The sequence below is a fragment of the Noviherbaspirillum denitrificans genome (assembly GCF_002211445.1).
In the GTDB taxonomy this organism is placed as follows: Bacteria; Pseudomonadota; Gammaproteobacteria; order Burkholderiales; family Burkholderiaceae_D; genus Noviherbaspirillum; species Noviherbaspirillum denitrificans.
The window spans coordinates 1-17,675 of sequence record NZ_LSTO01000004.1 but is presented as its reverse complement, the minus strand read 5'-3'; the positions used below and the strand labels follow the sequence as shown (position 1 = coordinate 17,675).

The window sequence follows — 17,675 nt, the reverse complement described above, 5'->3', positions numbered from 1 at the left end:
CGGTTTGACTAAGCACGCGTGGATGTTTCGTTCGCAAGCTGGTTTGTGATTGCGTTGGCGGCGCTCGCCGCCAACTTGCCGTTCTTCAACGAGCGGTTGTTCGCGCTTGTTCCCCTCAGGCAGCCGGCCAAATCCTTGTGGCTGCGCTTGCTTGAGCTGGTCGTCCTGTACTTCCTTATTCGCGGTATCGCCTATTTGCTTGAAGCTCGCATCGGGAATGTCTTTCCCCAACGGTGGGAGTTCTACGCAATTACGGCATGCCTGTTCCTCGTTCTCGCATTTCCGGGTTTCGTTTTCCGCTACCTTCGCAAACGGCACGGTTGACATGCTGTAAAGCAGTATCGGCATGGCGCAGTAAAATACGCTCTTTCCCTTGTGAATCGGAGTTGTTGCGTGGATCCACATCTGATTGAAGTACAGGTTGATACGCAAGTGGCGTACGACGGACACTTCCTCAAAGTCCAGAAGGACATAGTGCGTCTGCCGGACGGAAAGCAGTCGTCACGCGAATACATCAAACATCCTGGCGCCGTAGTTGTCCTGCCGGTGTTCGACGACGGTTCGATTCTGCTCGAGCGGCAGTTCCGCTACCCGCTGCATGACGTGTTCATTGAATTCCCCGCCGGGAAGATCGACCCGGGTGAGGATACGCTCGAATGTGCCAAACGAGAGCTTCAGGAAGAAACCGGGTACACCGCTACGGACTGGCAGTTCGTCTGCACAATCCATAACGCGATCGCATATTCGGACGAACATCTCGATATCTTCCTCGCACGAGGACTGATCGCTGGTGAGCGCAAGCTGGACGAGGGCGAATTCCTCGAAACATTTACTGCAGCCTTGCCGGAAATGCTGGAATGGGTAAGGACCGGGAAGATCACCGATGTGAAGACGGTGATCGGCACATTCTGGCTCGAAAGGCTTTTGGCAGGGCAGTGGAAGCCCTGATCTTTGCTGGTTACAAAAAATAAAAAAAAGCCGCAATTTGCGGCTTTTTTCTTACATCCCCGAGTAGTTCGGGCCGCCACCACCTTCAGGCGTGACCCAAACGATATTCTGCGTCGGGTCCTTGATGTCGCAGGTCTTGCAGTGTACGCAGTTCTGCGCGTTGATCTGCAAGCGCTCTCCGCTGCCGTCATTCACGAATTCGTACACGCCGGCCGGGCAGTAGCGGCTTTCAGGGCCGGCAAACTTCGCCAGGTTGATTTTCACCGGCACCGATGCATCTTTCAGCGTAAGGTGGGCAGGCTGGTTTTCTTCGTGGTTGGTGTTGCTGACGAAGACACTGGATAGGCGATCGAAGGTCAGTTTGCCGTCCGGTTTCGGATAGGTGATCGGCTGGAACTCACTTGCGGGGCGCAGGCATTCATGGTCGCGCTTGGTTGCATGGAGTGTCCACGGCGGCGTCTTGACGCCGAGCTTCGGCAGCAGCCACTGCTCGATACCAGTCATTACATTGCCGACCATCTTGCCCTTCTTGAACCAGAGTTTGAAGTTGCGCGACTGGTCCAGTTCTTCCTTCAGCCAGCTCTTCTCGAATGCCTCCGGGAAGGCGGCGAGTTCGTCCGCCGAGCGGCCGGCCGCCAATGCATCGGCAATCGCTTCCGCACACATCATGCCGGTCTTGATTGCCGCATGGCTGCCCTTGATACGCGCGGCGTTCAGGAAGCCTGCGTCGCATCCGACGAGTGCCCCGCCCGGGAAGACCGTCTTCGGCAAGGCCTGTGGGGTGCCGTTGTTGATGGCACGTGCGCCGTAACTCAGGCGCTTGCCGCCTTCAAGGTGCGCGCGGATGGACGGGTGCGTCTTCCAGCGCTGCATTTCCTCGAACGGGCTCATGAAGGGGTTCTGGTAGTCCAGGCCAATCACGAAGCCGAGCGTGACCTTGTTGTCTTCGAGGTGATACAGGAAGCCGCCGCCGAACGTGTTATCCGTCATTGGCCAGCCGGCGGTATGGACAACGAGGCCGGGCTTTGCTTTGGCCGGATCGATTTCCCACAATTCCTTGATGCCGATGGCGAAGCTCTGCGGGTCCTTGCCTTCAGTGAGCTTGTACTTGGCGATTAATTGCTTGCCCAGATGGCCGCGTGCGCCTTCGGCGAAGATCGTGTATTTGCCGAGCAGTTCCATGCCGAGCTGGAAGTTCTCGGTGGGCTCGCCGTCCTTGCCGATTCCCATGTTGCCGGTGGCGACGCCTTTGACGCGTCCTTTTTCGTCGTAGAGCACTTCCGCTGCGGAGAAGCCGGGGAAGATCTCGACACCGAGGCTTTCTGCCTGCTGGGCCATCCACTTCACGACATGGCCGAGAGCGACTACGTAGCAGCCTTCGTTGTGGAAGTTGCGCGGCACCAGCCAGTCAGGCGTCCGCGTTGCACCGGTCTCGGAGAGGATCAGGATATCGTCGCCGGTAACCGGCTGGTTTAGCGGCGCACCCAGCTCCTTCCAATTGGGGAAGAGCTCGTTCATTGCGCGGGGATCCATGACGGCACCAGAGAGGATGTGCGCACCCGGCTCGGAACCCTTTTCGAGCACGACAACCGAAATCTCGCGGTTCTGCTCTGCGGCGAGCTGTTTCAGGCGGATTGCCGTGGCGAGGCCCGCAGGGCCTGCACCGACGATGACTACGTCATACTCCATCGAGTCACGCGGGCCGTATTGTTCTAGGATGCTTTGGGTCTGCGTCATTGTCTTCCCACTGTAAAATGATATTATCGAACGAACGTGCTAATTGTCGTGGATTTTGCGTGAGAATACTAGATTCGTCACTCTAATTGGCGTTAAAGCATGTAATGATAACGTCACAACGTTCAATGACGCAGTAAGTTGCAAGACAAACAATCAGGAGACTCGCGTGGGCATTGAGGTCAATTTCGAGGGCAAGATTGCCCTGGTCACGGGGGCGTCGAGCGGTTTGGGCGCCCGGTTTGCGAAAGTGCTGGCACAGGCTGGCGCACAAGTGGTGCTGGCGTCGCGCCGTGTGGAGCGCTTGAAGGAGCTCCGTGCCGAAATCGAGGCGGGCGGAGGTGCGGCGCACGTCGTTACGCTCGACGTTACAGATTACGGCAGCATCAAGGCCGCCATTGCCCACGCCGAAACGGAGGCAGGTCCGATCGACATCCTGGTCAACAATTCCGGCGTCTCGACCACCCAGCGACTGGTCGACGTTACGCCTGAAGACTACGCCTTCGTCATGGACACCAACCAGCGTGGCGCGTTCTTCGTCGCGCAAGAAGCCGCGAAGCGAATGATCGCACGCGCCAAGGGTGATCCGAAAAAACAGCACCGCATCATCAATATCGCCTCCGTCGCCGGCCTGCGCGTGTTGCCCCAGATCGGCATCTACTGCATGAGCAAGGCAGCCGTCGTGCACATGACGAAGTCGATGGCGGTGGAGTGGGGGCGTTACGGGATCAATGTGAATGCGATCTGTCCCGGCTACATCAGCACCGAAATCAACGAAGCGCATTTCGAAACCGAGCAGGGCCGGACACTGATCAACATGCTGCCTCGCAAGCGTCTCGGCCAGCCGGAAGACCTCGATGGACTGCTCCTCTTGCTCGCCTCGGAAGAGTCTCGTTTCATCAACGGCGCCGTCATTGCTGCCGACGATGGCATGAGCGCACAGTGACGCCGGCATGACCGCGAAAAAGCTGGTGCATGCCACGCGCATGGCAATCCGCTGGGGCGACATGGATGCAATGGGGCATGTCAACAATACGGTCTATTTCCGGTACCTGGAACAGGCACGCATCGAGTGGTTCACAGAGATTGGCTGCGACCCCGATCCCAACGGCGAGGGGCCGGTGATCATCAATGCGCGCTGCACATTCATCAAGCAGTTGAAGTACCCGGGTGAAATCGAGGTGCTGACGTATGTGGGTGGGCCAGGGCGTTCCAGCTTCGAGATGTACCACGAGATCCGGCGTACCGACATGCAAGAGGTATTGTCGGCGGAAGGTGGTGCCAAGGTGGTGTGGGTCAATTTCCCTTCCGAAAAATCAGTGCCGTTGCCGGAGGAGATCCGCGCGCTCCTGCCTGACGTCTAGGCACTGACTCCGATCAGGCGATGTACCAGCTCGCTGGACGTCGCCGCTCCAAACTTGCGCATGAGCTTGGCGCGGTGCATCTCCACCGTCCTCGGGCTCAGGCCCACATGGCGGGCGATCAGCTTGCTGGTCTTGCCCTCAACGAGCAAGGCAGCGATCTCGCGCTCCCGCGGCGTGAGTTCCGCCGTCACCGGCCGTTTTGCACTCAAGTCTTCAAAGGTCCAAATGCCTGCCGCATGTGGGTCGCCAGGGATCAATGAACGTCCGCTCACATGGCACCAGAATAGTTCCTGGTTGGCGCGCTTCATGATCCGTTCATCGGAGTAATGGCCCTTGGCGCTCATGATTGGCACGATGCGCGCACCAGTGCGTTCGAATTCGTCCAGGGTAGGGTAGAGTACCCGGAATGACTGCCCAACGAGGTCGCCCGGTTCGTAACCGAACATGCCGGCAAGCACTTCATTGCAGGCGTGGATCACGCGGTGCTGGGACACGCACATGCCCACCGGAGCATTGCGGAAGATGGTCTCGTAATCGATCGCCAGGGGAGCGTTCATATGGGGTCTTTTGCCCTTTTATGTGGCTAAAATTCGTATTTTTACGGTATTGCGTGGTGCAGTCCACCATCTTATGCTGGCAGGCACATTAGAACAGCCTTTTTAGGCAATTTCCAACAGAGAAGAGGGTCGGTATGAATAAAGTTTATCCTGATGCTGCCAGTGCGCTGGCAGGCATTGTGAAGGACGGGCAGACCATCGCCGTCGGCGGCTTCGGCCTTTGCGGCATTCCGGAAGCGCTGATTGCCGCACTGCGCGATTCCGGCGTCAAGAACCTCACTGCCATCTCCAATAATGCAGGCGTCGACGGCTTCGGCCTCGGCCAGCTGCTGACGACGCGACAGATCAAGAAGATGATCTCCTCCTATGTCGGCGAGAACAAGGAATTCGAGCGCCAGTACTTGGCCGGTGAACTTGAACTAGAATTTACTCCGCAGGGTACGCTCGCGGAAAAGCTGCGTGCTGGCGGCGCAGGCATTCCTGCCTTCTTCACCAAGACCGGCGTCGGCACCATCGTCGCAGACGGCAAGGAAGTCCGTGATTTCGACGGTCATAAATATGTGATGGAGCGTTCGCTCGTCGCTGATGTTTCGCTGGTGAAGGCCTACATGGCCGACAAGGTGGGCAACCTCGTTTTCCGCAAGACCTCTCGTAATTTCAATCCCAATGTCGCCATGGCCGGCAAGATCACTGTGGTCGAAGTCGAAAAACTGGTCGAGACCGGTGAAATCGATCCGGACCAGGTTCATTTGCCGGGCATCTTCGTGCATCGCATTATCGTTAATGCGACCCCGGAGAAGCGTATCGAACAACGCACCACGCGTGCAAAGTAAGACGGAGAACGAACATGGCATGGAATCGTGATGAAATGGCTGCACGCGCAGCAAAGGAACTGCAGGATGGCTTCTATGTAAACCTCGGTATCGGCTTGCCGACACTGGTCGCCAACTATGTGCCGCAGAATATTGAAGTGTGGCTGCAATCGGAAAACGGCCTGCTCGGCATCGGCCCGTTCCCGACCGAAGATGAAGTTGATGCGGACCTGATCAACGCCGGCAAGCAGACTGTCACCGCGCAGAAGGGCTCCTCGTTCTTCAGCTCAGCGGATTCGTTCGCCATGATCCGCGGCGGCAAGATCAACATTGCCATCCTCGGTGCGATGCAGGTCAGCGAGAAGGGCGACCTGGCGAACTGGATGATTCCCGGGAAGATGGTCAAGGGCATGGGCGGTGCGATGGACCTCGTCGCCGGCGTGGGCCGCGTCGTGGTGCTGATGGAGCACGTAGCCAAGGCCAAGGATGGCTCCACCTCGCACAAGATCCTGAAGCAGTGCGACCTGCCGCTGACCGGCGTGGGTGTCGTCAACCGCATCATCACCGACCTCGGCGTGATCGACGTGACGCCGAATGGACTGAAGCTGATCGAATTGGCACCGGGTGTGACCAAGGAAGAAGTGCTCGAAAAGACGGGCGCGGAGCTCGATGTGAGCGCAGTACACTGACCGCGTTTGCAAGGCAAATGAAAACGGCGCCCACAGGCGCCGTTTTTTATTGGCGCTGCGGACAGCGCTGAAAGCCGGCAGGGTTATTGAGCGACCCAGCCACCATCCATGTTCCACGCCACGCCGCGCACCTGGCTTGCGGCATCGCTGGAGAAGAAGATGGCCAGTTCGCCGAGCTGTTCCGGCGTGACGAATTCGCCGGACGGCTGCTTCTCGGACAACAGGCTTTTCTTTGCGTCGTCGTTCGACATGCCCTGCTGCGCGGCACGGGCGTCGACCTGCTTCTGCACCAGCGGTGTCAGCACCCAACCAGGACAAATCGCGTTGCAGGTGATGCCGGTATGCGCGGTTTCCAGTGCCGTCACTTTCGTGAAGCCGACAATGCCGTGCTTGGCTGCAACGTAGGCCGATTTCTGCGCGGAGCCGACCAGGCCGTGAACCGAAGCAACGTTGATGATGCGGCCCCAGTTCTTCGCTTTCATCGAGGGAAGGGCAAGGCGCGTCGTGTGGAAGGCGGAGGTCAGGTTAATCGCGATGATGGCATCCCACCGCTCGACCGGGAAATCTTCGACATTCGCCACATGCTGGATGCCGGCATTGTTGACCAGGATGTCAACCGCGCCGAATTTCTCCGCGGCGAACTTCATCATGGCTTCGATCTCCGCGGGCTTGGACATGTCGGCGTTGTGGTAGGCCGTCTGCACGCCGAATTCGTCGCGTACCTTGGCTTGCAGCGCTTCAATCTCCTGAAGGTCGCCAAAGCCGTTGAAGACGATGTTCGCGCCTTGTGCCGCGAAGGCCCGGGCAATCCCCAAGCCGATGCCGGAGGTCGAGCCTGTTACCAGTGCGGTTTTCCCTTTATGCATAGTGCCTTGCATGATGTCCTCTGCGAATGAAATTTGGATTTGCGACGAACCTACGTAGGATTTTAAGCGGAACGAACAGTAAAATGTGAGAATGACAATCGGATAAACTGATTCCCGACAAAATCCCGACAAAATGACTCAACATCAGATCAAGACGGTCCAGTGCCTGTCTCCGGCAGGGTTGCACAGGATGGCCTACAAGGAATGGGGCGATCCGAAGAATCCGAAGGTGCTGGTGTGCGTGCACGGCGTGACCCGTGTGTCGGATGATTTTGACAATATGGCAAGGGCGCTGTGCGACGAGTACAGGGTGGTGTGCCCGGACGTCGTCGGGCGCGGCCGGTCGGACTGGCTGCGCGACCCGCAGCATTACCAGGTGCCGCAGTATGTGAGCGACATGGTGACGCTGCTTGCGCGGCTGGATGCGGAAACCGTGCACTGGTTCGGGACGTCGATGGGCGGTCTCATCGGCATGGGATTGGCTTCGCTGAAAGACAGTCCGGTGCGCAAGCTGGTGCTGAACGATGTGGGCCCTGCGCTCAATCATTCCGCGCTAGCGCGAATCGGTGATTACATCGGCAAGGACGTCCGCTTCGGGACGTTCGACGAGGCGGCGCAGTACATCAAGGCAATCTCCCTGCCGTTCGGCCCGCACAGCGACGACGAATGGCGCAAGCTCGCGGCGGATGTCCTGAAGCAGGACAGGGATGGCAAGTGGATCCTGCACTACGATCCGGGCCTCGCCGTGCCGCTCAAGGGCACGACGCCGGAACTGTTGAAGCATGCGGAGACAATGCTCTGGATGGCATACGATGCCATCACCTGCCCAACTTTGGTCGTGCGCGGTGCCGAATCCGACCTCTTGAAATCGGAAGCCGCGCAGGCGATGACTGCACGCGGACCGAAACCCCGCCTGGTAGAAATTCCCGGCGTCGGCCACGCGCCGACGTTTTTGCATGACGACCAGATCGCCCATGTAAAGGAATTCCTGCTCGGATAAAAGAAAGATGAACAACATGGAAATCAAGCGCCTTCACGTAGGCAAGACTCTCTCGGAAGTTGCAATCCACAACGGCACAGTTTATCTCGCCGGTCAGATTGCCGAGGACCTGACACAGAACATCGAAGGCCAGACGCGTGAAGTGCTCGGCCACATCGACCGCCTGCTGGCGGAAGCGGGCAGCGATAAGTCGCGCATCCTGATGTGCCAGATCTATATCGCCGATATGAAGGATTTTCCTGGCATGAATGCGGTCTGGAATGAGTGGGTCGCCGACGGCAATTCGCCGCCGCGTGCGACCGTCGAAGCCAAATTGGCCAAGCCGGAATGGCTGGTGGAAATGGTAGTCACTGCTGCACAGAAGTAATCCTACATGGTATCGATCGTAGCAACGTCGAACGACGCGGATGTCCAGCTGACCGCAGGCCTGACAGCGGAGGATGCCGGGCGCGTGCAGGACGCACTGGCGTTTGTCGAGCCAATCTACCGCGGCAAGACTGTTCCGACCGGGCAGGATACGTTTGAATTCCTGAAGGGCGTCGCAGCCACGCTGGCCCACTTGAATGTGGACACCGACACGCGCATTGCCGGCCTTCTGTTTGAACTGCCTGTTGTCGACCCCGTTGCTGCCGAGTCGATCGAGGCCCGGTTCGGACTTGAAATCTCCGACCTCGTGGGCGGCATCCGGCAATTGATGCGCCTGCACGAGCAAACTTTCGGCTTCCAGGAAGTTGGACGTGGCAAGAATTCCTCGCAGGAAGCGGCCGACCAGCTCGAGACCTTGCGCAAGATGCTCCTGGCCATGGCTACCGACATGCGCGTGGTGCTCGTGCGGCTGGCGTCGCGTGTGACGACGCTGCGCTATTTCGCCGACGTCAAGCTCGAGAACGAACGCACGCACCAGTACGCGCGCGAAACGCTCGACCTCTATGCTCCACTGGCCAACCGTCTTGGCGTGTGGCAGTTGAAGTGGGAACTCGAGGACCTCGCTTTCCGTTTCCTCGAGCCGGCGACCTACAAGCGTATCGCCAAGATGCTCGAGGAGAAGCGGCTAGAGCGCGAGGGCTTCGTGGAAGCAGCCATTGCGCGACTCAAATCCGAACTTGCAACCGCAGGCGTCAAGGCCGAAGTGAGCGGACGGCCGAAGCACATCTACAGCATCTGGAACAAGATGCGCGGGAAATCGCTTGATTTTTCCGAGCTGTACGACGTGCGCGCCTTCCGCGTCATCGTCGACGACATCCGAGCCTGCTACGCAGTGCTCAGCCTGCTGCACAATCTCTGGACGCCGGTTCCGGAAGAGTTTGACGACTATATTTCGAGGCCGAAGCCGAACGGCTACCAGTCGCTGCACACCGTGGTCATTGCGGAAGATGGGCGAGCGATGGAAGTGCAGATCCGTACGCACGAGATGCATCGCTTCGCCGAATACGGTGTTGCCGCCCACTGGCGCTATAAGGAAACCGGCGGATCGAGCTTTTCCGCGCAGAAGTACGACGAGAAGATTGCCTGGCTGCGCCAGCTTCTCGCGTGGAAGAGCGAAGTCGCGGACGCAGTGGTCGGGCAGGAAGACATGCAGCGCGAGTGGGTGCAAAAACTCAAGTCGGCCGCCCTCGACGATCGCATCTATGTGCTGACACCGCAGGCGCGCGTGATCGAACTGCCCAACGGCGCCACGCCGATCGACTTTGCCTATCATCTGCATACCAACATCGGGCATCGTTGTCGCGGTGCGCGCGTGGATGGCGTGATGGTTCCGCTGAATACGCCGCTCAAGAATGGCCAGACCGTTGAAATCATTACCGCAGGGCGGAGTGCAACCAACGCTGGCCCATCGCGGGACTGGCTTGGTCCGGGCTATGTTGCAAGCCCGAGGACGCGTTCCAAGGTGCGTGCCTGGTTTAACGCGATCGAGCAGGAAGAAACACTTGCCCATGGTCGCAGCATGGTTGAAAAGACGTTGCAGCGCGAGGGCAAGACGGCGATCAACCTTGAAGAACTTGCGCACAAGCTCGGCTTTGCCAAGCTGGACGACCTGTTCCTCTCAGTGGGCAAGGAAGAATTCAGCCTTCGCAATATCGAAATCGTCCTGCACGAGGACGAAGCGCAAAAGAATGCCAAGGCAGCGGAAGAGGCCGTCATCCCCAACAAGAGCCGCGCGTCGAGCGTGACTCAGGGGGCGCGCTCCGGTGTGCTGGTGGTCGGCACGGAAGGCTTGCTGACCCAGCTTGCCCGCTGCTGCAAGCCGGCGCCGCCGGACGAGATCGTGGGATTCATCACTCGCGGCAAAGGTGTTTCCATCCATCGCGCCAACTGCAAGAACCTGGCGCAAATGCGGATGAAGGCCATGGAGCGCGTTATCCAGACCACATGGGGCGAGCCGGCCAAGGACACCGTTTATCCAATCGACATTTTCATTCTCGCCAACGACCGCCAAGGGCTGCTGCGCGATATCTCGGAAATACTCTCGCGTGAAAAAATCAACGTGATTGGTGTGAGTACGCAAAGCGCGAAGGGACAGGCGCGCATGTCTTTTACTGCCGAGATTTCGTCGACTTCGCAGCTGCAGAAAGCGCTGGGCATTATTCGCGATGTCAGCGGCGTGCTCGACGTGCAGCGCCAGTAAGTCAGGATCCTTCCGCCATGCCGGGCATTTCCGGCTGCAGGGTAACGTGGTCGATGCCGTGCTTTTCGACCAGCATGGCCTTGATCTGGCGAAGGACCGTCGGCCATTCCTGCAAGTCCCTGACTTCAAGATGGCCGATCAATGCCGGATGGCCGGCCGACATTTCCCATACATGCAGGTCGTGCACGGACAGCACGCCCTTGATCGCCGCGATGTCGTCACCGACCTTCAGGTAGTCGATATCGTGGGGAACGCCCTCCATCAGCACGTGATATGACTCGCCAAGCACCCCAATGGTGGATTTCAGGATCAGGCCAGATACTGCCAGTGACAGCAATGGGTCGATGGTCAGCCAACCGGTGAGATAAATCACTGCACCCGCGACCAGCGCGGCGACAGATCCGAGCAGATCGCCGATCACGTGAACCAGCGCCGCACGGGTGTTGACGCTTTTTTGGTCGCGCGAGAGTAGCCAGGCGACCATGAGATTGATGACAAGGCCGATCGCCGCTACGACGAAGACGGTTTTTCCCTGCACCGGTTCCGGGGCAGCAAAGCGCTGCACTGCCTCGAATGCGATCCAGCCAACGACGCCCAGCATGGCCAGGGCGTTGATTAATGCCGCCAATGCCTCAGCCCGGCCGAATCCAAACGAGTGGCGCGGCGAGGGCGGGCGGCTCGCAATGTATTGTGCGAGCAAAGCTAGGCCGAGTGCAGTGCTGTCGGTGATCATGTGTCCTGCATCGGATATCAAGGCGAGCGAATTCGACCAGAATCCGGCAATCACCTCGACGGCCGCAAAAAACAGGGTGAGCAGTACCGATCCGGCAAGAATTTTAGGGCTGCGTCCCTCGGCAACATGATGGTGGGATGAATCGCCTGCGCGATGGGCGTGTAGGTGGCTGGAGGGCTGATGCTTGCTATGCATGGTGGCTTGCCTGGCCAGAGGTGTGTGGAACTTCTGTGCCGGCATGTGACGATCAGTTTCCCGAGTGTACAGGATCCGATGTCAATATATAAGCGAGACTGACGGATCCCTGTTTTCGCGCACGCAGGATGTTTTTCAAAAGAAGGGCTAGCGGAATCGAAAAACAGACGCTATAATTTTGCTTCTTTAGGCTCGTAGCTCAGCTGGTTAGAGCACTACCTTGACATGGTAGGGGTCGTTGGTTCGAGTCCAATCGAGCCTACCAACGAACACAATTTGTAAGAGCGAGAAAGGCAGTCCCGGTTATGACACCGCGAACTACAACCGCAATGGTTATAGTGCGACGCTAGTCGGGATCTTTTTCGTCATTGCAGTGGAAAAGAAACGCGGCTAGTCCGCGTTTTTTTTCGTCCGCAGTTTTTATCACTTGATCTAGCGTCAGTCACAACATTGCACTGACATGGAGGGCAAAATGGTTGCAGTCCGACTCCCAGATAGTTCCCAACGCCAATTCGACACGCCTGTGACAGTGGCTCAGGTCGCCGCAAGCATCGGTGCCGGCCTTGCAAAGGCGGCGCTGGCGGGCAAGGTGGACGGCAAGCTGGTCGATACCTCTTACCTCATCGATCGCGATGTCGATCTCGCCATCGTGACCGACAAGGATCCTGAAGGCCTGGAAGTTATTCGTCACTCGACGGCCCACCTGCTGGCTTACGCGGTGAAAGAGTTGTTCCCGGACGCGCAGGTTACCATCGGCCCCGTGATCGACAACGGCTTCTATTACGACTTCTCCTACAAGCGTCCGTTTACGCCTGATGATCTGCAGGCCATCGAGAAAAAGATGGCTGAGCTGGCCAAAAAGGACGAGGCGGTCACGCGCAAGGTGCTTCCGCGGGATGAGGCCGTCGCTTATTTCAAGTCGATCGGCGAGGCGTACAAGGCAGAGATCATTGAGTCCATTCCGCAGGGCGAAGATGTATCGCTCTACGCCGAGGGTAAGTTCACTGACCTTTGTCGCGGTCCGCACGTGCCGTCTACTGGCAAGCTCAAGGTGTTCAAGCTGATGAAGCTCGCCGGTGCGTACTGGCGCGGCGACTCCAAGAACGAAATGCTCCAGCGTGTGTATGGCACCGCCTGGGCCAAGAAGGAAGACCAGGAAGCCTACCTTCATATGCTGGAAGAGGCTGAAAAGCGCGACCACCGCAAGCTGGCCAAGCTGCTTGACCTGTTCCACTTCCAGGACGAGGCCCCGGGTTTGATCTTCTGGCATCCGAAGGGTTGGACCGTGTGGCAGCAGGTCGAGCAGTACATGCGCCGGGTTTATCAGGAAAACGGCTACCAGGAAGTCAAGGCGCCGCAAATCCTCGATCGCACGCTCTGGGAAAAGACCGGCCACTGGGATAACTATCGCGAAAACATGTTCGTGACCGAGTCGGAGAATCGCAATTACGCGCTCAAGCCGATGAATTGTCCGGGCCATGTCCAGATTTACAACTCCGACCTGCGCAGCTACCGCGACCTGCCGCTGCGTTACGGCGAGTTCGGCCAGTGCCATCGCAACGAGCCTTCCGGTGCTTTGCACGGCATCATGCGCGTGCGCGGCTTTACCCAGGATGATGGCCATATCTTCTGTACCGAAGACCAGATCCAGGGCGAGGTGACGGATTTCCACCAGCAGGCGATGCGGGTGTACAAGGATTTCGGCTTTACCGAAATTTCGATCAAGATTGCATTGCGGCCGGATAGTCGTATCGGCTCGGACGAAACCTGGGATCGTGCGGAAGATACGTTGCGTTCCGCTCTGCGTGCGTGCGGCGTGACCTGGGAAGAATTGCCTGGCGAAGGCGCGTTCTACGGTCCGAAAATCGAATATCACCTGAAGGATTCGCTTGGACGTCCCTGGCAGGTCGGCACCATGCAGGTCGATTTCTCGATGCCGGGCCGTCTCGGTGCCGAGTATGTCGCGGAAGACAATACCCGCAAGGTGCCGGTCATGCTGCATCGTGCGATCGTCGGTTCTATGGAGCGATTTGTCGGTATCTTGATCGAAAACCACGCCGGCGCGTTGCCGCTGTGGCTGGCGCCGGTGCAGATTGCAGTCCTGAATATCTCCGATGCACAAGCTGATTACGCTCAGGAAGTTGCACAAAACCTGAAAAAACAAGGGTTTAGGGTAAACCTCGATTTGCGTAACGAGAAAATAACCTATAAAATACGGGAGCATTCGGTTCAGAAGCTGCCTTATATCGTCGTTATCGGCGACAAGGAGCGGGATGCGAAAACAGTGGCCGTGCGTGCGCGGGGCAACGTCGATCTGGGTGTAATGCCCGTCGATGCACTGGTGGATCGACTAAAGCATGAGGTCGACACCAAAGCCTAAAGGGTGTTTCCCAGCGCGAGAGCACGGCTTAATTATTTGATTTTTAAAGGAAACTGCAATAGCTACGGACAAGTCGCATCGCATTAACGGCGAAGTCAATGCGCCGGAATTGCGCCTCACGGGGGTCAATAACGAGCCGCTCGGTATCGTGAGTCTGGCTGAAGCCTTCCGCCTGGCGGAAGAGGCAAACGTGGATCTGGTGGAAATCGCGCCGAATGCGACTCCGCCGGTGGCACGCCTGATGGACTATGGAAAGTTCAAGTATCAGGAGCAGAAGAAAGCCCACGAAGCCAAGTTGAAGCAGAAGGTCATCCAGGTCAAGGAAGTCAAGTTTCGCCCGGGTACTGATGATGGTGACTACAACATCAAGCTGCGCAATTTGACAAAATTCCTCGAAGAGGGCGACAAGACCAAGATCACCCTGCGTTTCCGTGGTCGTGAAATGGCGCACCAGGACATCGGCATGCGTATGCTGGAGCGACTGAAGGCTGACCTCGAGCCGTATGGCCAGGTCGAGCAGTTTCCCAAGATGGAAGGCCGCCAGATGGTGATGGTGCTGGCGCCTAAAAAGAAGAAATAAGTAATTCGCGCGAGTCGGCCGGTAAAACGGTCGGCTGGCGCAAATGGCGATGGACTCGATTCCATTGCATAACAAGTGAAAGCAGGCATCCAAGTGCAACGCAGTGTTGCCACCTGCAATCATGTTAAAAACGGAGCTGTCCGAGAGGACAGATTTGTCATGCCGAAAATGAAGACGAAGAGCAGCGCGAAGAAGCGCTTTCGCGTGCGTCCGGGTGGTACCGTAAAGCGCGGTCAGGCCTTCAAGCGCCACATCCTCACCAAGAAAACCACCAAGACCAAGCGCCAGCTGCGCGGCGCAGTGGACGTTCATGATACAAACATGGACTCCATCCGCGCGATGATGCCGTTCGCCTAACCTCACATAAGGAGCTACTATGCCTCGAGTAAAACGTGGGGTTACCGCGCGTGCCCGTCACAAGAAAGTCCTCGACCAAGCCAAAGGCTACCGTGGTCGTCGCAGTACCGTATACCGTATCGCCAAGCAGGCGGTCATGCGCGCAGGCCAGTATGCCTACCGCGATCGCCGCAACAAGAAGCGCGTATTCCGCGCACTGTGGATCACCCGTATCAACGCTGCAACGCGTGAGCATGGCGTGACCTACAGCGTGTTCATGAACGGCCTCAAGAAAGCCAACATCGGCCTCGACCGCAAGGTCCTGGCAGATATGGCAGTGATGGACAAGCCGGCATTTGCCGCGATTGTCAACCAGGTGAAAGCCAACATCGCTGCTTGAGTGTTGTTTGCGTAAGCAGGCGCCGCTGCAAGGCGGCGCCATATTGAGCGGGGCAGAGGTGGCATACCTGTGCCCCGTTTCATTTTGAATCCCCGTTTCCGGATTCCCGTTTTTCGATCACCTTTTTCGGGCGAAAAAGCCGCATGAATTCCCTAGAACAAATCGTCGTCCAGGCGCAGGCCGACTTTGCAGAAGCCGCCGATGCCGCAGCCCTGGAGAACGCGAAAGCCAAATACCTTGGCAAGACAGGCCAGATTACCGAACAGATGAAGGGCCTGGGCAAGCTGGCGCCGGAAGAGCGCAAGGCCCAGGGTGCGATCATCAACGCCGCCAAGGAAAAGATCGAGGCTGCGTTGAATGCGCGCCGTGATGCACTGGCCAATGCGCAAATGCAGGCGCGCCTGAATGCCGAGGCAATCGATGTGACGTTGCCGGGCCGCGGCCGCGGCAAGGGCGGTATCCATCCCGTCATGCGTACCTGGGAGCGCGTGGAAGAAATCTTCCGCTCGATCGGCTTCGACGTGGCGGACGGCCCGGAAATCGAAACTGACTGGACCAATTTCACCGCGTTGAACAGCCCGGAAAATCACCCGGCACGTTCGATGCAGGACACCTTCTACATCGAAGGCAACGACACACAGGGCAAGCCGCTGCTGCTGCGCACGCACACGAGCCCGATGCAGGTACGCTATGCCCGCATGAACAAGCCGCCGATCAAAGTCATCGCGCCGGGCCGCACTTATCGCGTCGACAGCGATGCGACGCACTCTCCGATGTTCCACCAGGTCGAGGGCCTCTGGATTGCCGACAACATCAGCTTTGCCGACCTGAAGGGCGTGTACCTGAACTTCGTAAAGGCGTTCTTCGAGACCGACGACCTGCAGGTCCGTTTCCGTCCGTCCTACTTCCCGTTCACCGAGCCGTCCGCCGAGATCGACATCGCATTCGGAAGCGGGCCGCTGAAGGGCCGCTGGCTCGAGGTGTCGGGCGCCGGGCAGGTGCATCCGACCGTGGTGCGTAACATGGGGCTCGATCCCGAGCAGTACATCGGCTTTGCGTTCGGCTCTGGCCTTGAGCGCCTGACCATGCTGCGCTACGGGATCAACGATCTTCGCTTGTTCTACGAAGGCGACCTGCGCTTCCTGAAGCAGTTCAACTAAAAAAACGTCAGGGTGGTGTGCGGATCGATCCCGCCACCCGATCTCGCTGTAAAGGCGGGGAAAACGAATTCTGAAGGTTCTGACTATGCAATTCTCCGAGAGCTGGCTACGCACCCTGGTTGATCCGAAGATGACTTCGGATGAGTTGTCGCATCTGCTGACGATGTCCGGTCTGGAAGTGGAAGAGGTGGAGCCGGTTGCGCCACCGTTTACCAATGTCGTTGTCGCCAAGGTCGTTGAAGTCGCGAAGCATCCCAACGCGGATCGCCTCAACGTTTGCCAGGTTGATGCCGGTACCGGCACGCTGCTGAATATCGTTTGCGGCGCGCCGAACGTGCGCCCCGGCATGAAGGTGCCGTGCGCTATGGCCGGCGCCAAGCTCCCGCCGGGCGAGGACGGCAAGCCGTTCGAGATCAAGGTCGGCAAGCTGCGCGGCGTCGAGTCGCAGGGCATGTTGTGCTCTGCGCGCGAACTGAAGCTGTCGGAGGATCATGGCGGTCTGCTTGATCTTCCAGAAGATGCGCCGGTCGGGCAGAACTTCCGCGACTACTACCAGCTCAACGACCTCAAGTTCACCATCAAGCTGACGCCGAACAAGGCGGACTGCCTGTCCGTCCTCGGTGTTGCGCGTGAAGTGTCTGCATTGACCGGTACACCGTTGAAAGCACCGGCCTCCAAGGCTGTCGCGGTCAATACCGACGAAAAGCTTCCGGTCAAGGTGTCCGCGCCCGACCTGTGCGGCCGTTTCTCCGGTCGGGTAATCCGCGGCTTGAATGCGAAGGCGCCGACGCCGGACTGGATGAAGCGCCGCCTCGAGCGCAGCGGCCAGCGCCCGATTTCCGCCCTGGTCGATATTTCGAATTACGTGATGCTTGAACTCGGTCGTCCGAGCCATGTCTTCGACCTTGACAAGATCCACGGCGGCCTCGACATCCGCTGGGGCAAGCCTGGCGAAACCATCAAGCTGCTGAACGGGAATACGATCGAAGTCGACAGCTGGGTCGGCGTGATTGCCGACGACAAGGAAATCGAATCCCTGGCCGGGATCATGGGCGGCGACTCGACTGCCGTATCGCTCGAAACGACCAATATCTATCTCGAGGCCGCTTTCTGGTGGCCGCAGGCGATCCAGGGCCGCGCCCGCCGCTACAACTTCTCGACCGATGCCGCGCATCGTTTCGAGCGCGGCGTGGACTATGCGACGACTGTCGAACATATCGAGCGAATCACTGCGCTGATCGTGGAAATTTGCGGCGGTAAAGACACGGTTGTTGGTCCGGTGGACGACCACGTCG

The 17,675-nt window shown here is 58.3% G+C and carries 19 protein-coding genes and 1 tRNA gene; 16 read left to right on the top strand and 4 right to left on the bottom strand.

Going from position 1 to position 17,675, the window contains the following annotated elements:
- Positions 1–18 precede the first annotated feature (18 nt).
- Positions 19–324, top strand: coding sequence for a DUF2818 family protein (locus AYR66_RS25320; RefSeq protein ID WP_088710355.1), 306 nt, complete (start codon positions 19–21; stop codon positions 322–324).
- Between the two features lie 69 nt (positions 325–393).
- Positions 394–948, top strand: coding sequence for an NUDIX domain-containing protein (locus AYR66_RS25315; RefSeq protein ID WP_088710354.1), 555 nt, complete (start codon positions 394–396; stop codon positions 946–948).
- A gap of 51 nt (positions 949–999) precedes the next feature.
- On the opposite strand, the gene AYR66_RS25310 is transcribed toward AYR66_RS25315, so the two are convergent.
- Positions 1,000–2,685 (bottom strand): electron transfer flavoprotein-ubiquinone oxidoreductase, encoded by a 1,686-nt coding sequence (locus AYR66_RS25310; RefSeq protein WP_088710353.1) that lies wholly within the window; start codon positions 2,683–2,685, stop codon positions 1,000–1,002.
- Between the two features lie 166 nt (positions 2,686–2,851).
- On the opposite strand from AYR66_RS25310, the gene AYR66_RS25305 reads away from it, so the two are divergent.
- Both AYR66_RS25305 and AYR66_RS25300 read left to right on the top strand, forming a co-directional pair.
- Entirely contained in the window at positions 2,852–3,628 is a 777-nt protein-coding gene (locus AYR66_RS25305; RefSeq protein WP_088710352.1) for an SDR family oxidoreductase, read from the top strand.
- A gap of 7 nt (positions 3,629–3,635) precedes the next feature.
- Positions 3,636–4,046 carry an acyl-CoA thioesterase gene (locus AYR66_RS25300; protein ID WP_088710351.1) on the top strand — a complete coding sequence of 137 codons (411 nt, stop codon included), beginning with the start codon at positions 3,636–3,638 and terminating at the stop codon, positions 4,044–4,046.
- Here the strand turns inward: AYR66_RS25300 and AYR66_RS25295 are convergent.
- On the bottom strand, positions 4,043–4,603 hold the full coding sequence (locus AYR66_RS25295) for a PAS and helix-turn-helix domain-containing protein (RefSeq protein ID WP_088710350.1): 561 nt from the start codon (positions 4,601–4,603) through the stop codon (positions 4,043–4,045). The two genes, AYR66_RS25300 and AYR66_RS25295, sit on opposite strands and share 4 nt — an antisense overlap.
- Before the next feature lie 134 nt (positions 4,604–4,737).
- Here AYR66_RS25295 and AYR66_RS25290 point away from each other — a divergent pair, with 134 nt between their 5' ends.
- A complete protein-coding gene (locus AYR66_RS25290; protein ID WP_088710349.1) occupies positions 4,738–5,436 on the top strand; it encodes a CoA transferase subunit A in 699 nt (232 codons plus the stop codon).
- Positions 5,437–5,450: 14 nt separating this feature from the next.
- Entirely contained in the window at positions 5,451–6,104 is a 654-nt protein-coding gene (locus tag AYR66_RS25285; protein ID WP_088710348.1) for a 3-oxoacid CoA-transferase subunit B, read from the top strand.
- An 83-nt stretch (positions 6,105–6,187) separates the two neighbouring features.
- Here AYR66_RS25285 and AYR66_RS25280 read toward each other — a convergent pair whose 3' ends face one another.
- Positions 6,188–6,970: a 3-hydroxybutyrate dehydrogenase gene (locus tag AYR66_RS25280; protein WP_234815086.1), complete on the bottom strand. Its 783-nt coding sequence runs from the start codon at positions 6,968–6,970 to the stop codon at positions 6,188–6,190.
- A 133-nt stretch (positions 6,971–7,103) separates the two neighbouring features.
- Here AYR66_RS25280 and AYR66_RS25275 point away from each other — a divergent pair, with 133 nt between their 5' ends.
- From AYR66_RS25275 to AYR66_RS25265, 3 genes are read left to right on the top strand one after another with little or no spacing between them, the layout of a single operon-like run.
- Positions 7,104–7,970, top strand: a complete 867-nt coding sequence (locus AYR66_RS25275) for an alpha/beta fold hydrolase (protein WP_088710346.1) — start codon at positions 7,104–7,106, stop codon at positions 7,968–7,970.
- Positions 7,971–7,986: 16 nt separating this feature from the next.
- Complete coding sequence (locus AYR66_RS25270; protein WP_088710396.1) at positions 7,987–8,337, top strand: RidA family protein; 351 nt, start codon at positions 7,987–7,989, stop codon at positions 8,335–8,337.
- Between the two features lie 6 nt (positions 8,338–8,343).
- Complete coding sequence (locus tag AYR66_RS25265; RefSeq protein WP_088710345.1) at positions 8,344–10,596, top strand: RelA/SpoT family protein; 2,253 nt, start codon at positions 8,344–8,346, stop codon at positions 10,594–10,596.
- 1 nt (position 10,597) lies between these two features.
- On the opposite strand, the gene AYR66_RS25260 is transcribed toward AYR66_RS25265, so the two are convergent.
- Positions 10,598–11,524, bottom strand: a complete 927-nt coding sequence (locus tag AYR66_RS25260; RefSeq protein WP_088710395.1) for a cation diffusion facilitator family transporter — start codon at positions 11,522–11,524, stop codon at positions 10,598–10,600.
- Between the two features lie 188 nt (positions 11,525–11,712).
- Here AYR66_RS25260 and AYR66_RS25255 point away from each other — a divergent pair.
- From AYR66_RS25255 to pheT, 7 genes are all read left to right on the top strand, one after another.
- Positions 11,713–11,789: transfer RNA gene (locus tag AYR66_RS25255), tRNA-Val, on the top strand.
- Positions 11,790–11,996: 207 nt separating this feature from the next.
- On the top strand, positions 11,997–13,904 hold the full coding sequence (gene thrS / locus AYR66_RS25250; protein WP_088710344.1) for a threonine--tRNA ligase: 1,908 nt from the start codon (positions 11,997–11,999) through the stop codon (positions 13,902–13,904).
- A 58-nt stretch (positions 13,905–13,962) separates the two neighbouring features.
- The gene (infC, locus tag AYR66_RS25245) at positions 13,963–14,484 is read left to right on the top strand and encodes a translation initiation factor IF-3 (RefSeq protein ID WP_088710343.1); all 522 of its coding nucleotides are present in this window, start codon (positions 13,963–13,965) and stop codon (positions 14,482–14,484) included.
- Between the two features lie 159 nt (positions 14,485–14,643).
- Positions 14,644–14,841, top strand: coding sequence for a 50S ribosomal protein L35 (gene rpmI, locus AYR66_RS25240; protein ID WP_088710342.1), 198 nt, complete (start codon positions 14,644–14,646; stop codon positions 14,839–14,841).
- Positions 14,842–14,860: 19 nt separating this feature from the next.
- A complete protein-coding gene (gene rplT / locus AYR66_RS25235) occupies positions 14,861–15,220 on the top strand; it encodes a 50S ribosomal protein L20 (RefSeq protein ID WP_088710341.1) in 360 nt (119 codons plus the stop codon).
- 143 nt (positions 15,221–15,363) lie between these two features.
- Positions 15,364–16,380, top strand: coding sequence for a phenylalanine--tRNA ligase subunit alpha (gene pheS, locus AYR66_RS25230; RefSeq protein ID WP_088710340.1), 1,017 nt, complete (start codon positions 15,364–15,366; stop codon positions 16,378–16,380).
- An 85-nt stretch (positions 16,381–16,465) separates the two neighbouring features.
- A partial coding sequence (pheT, locus tag AYR66_RS25225; RefSeq protein ID WP_088710339.1) for a phenylalanine--tRNA ligase subunit beta occupies positions 16,466–17,675 on the top strand: 1,210 nt, incomplete at its 3' end.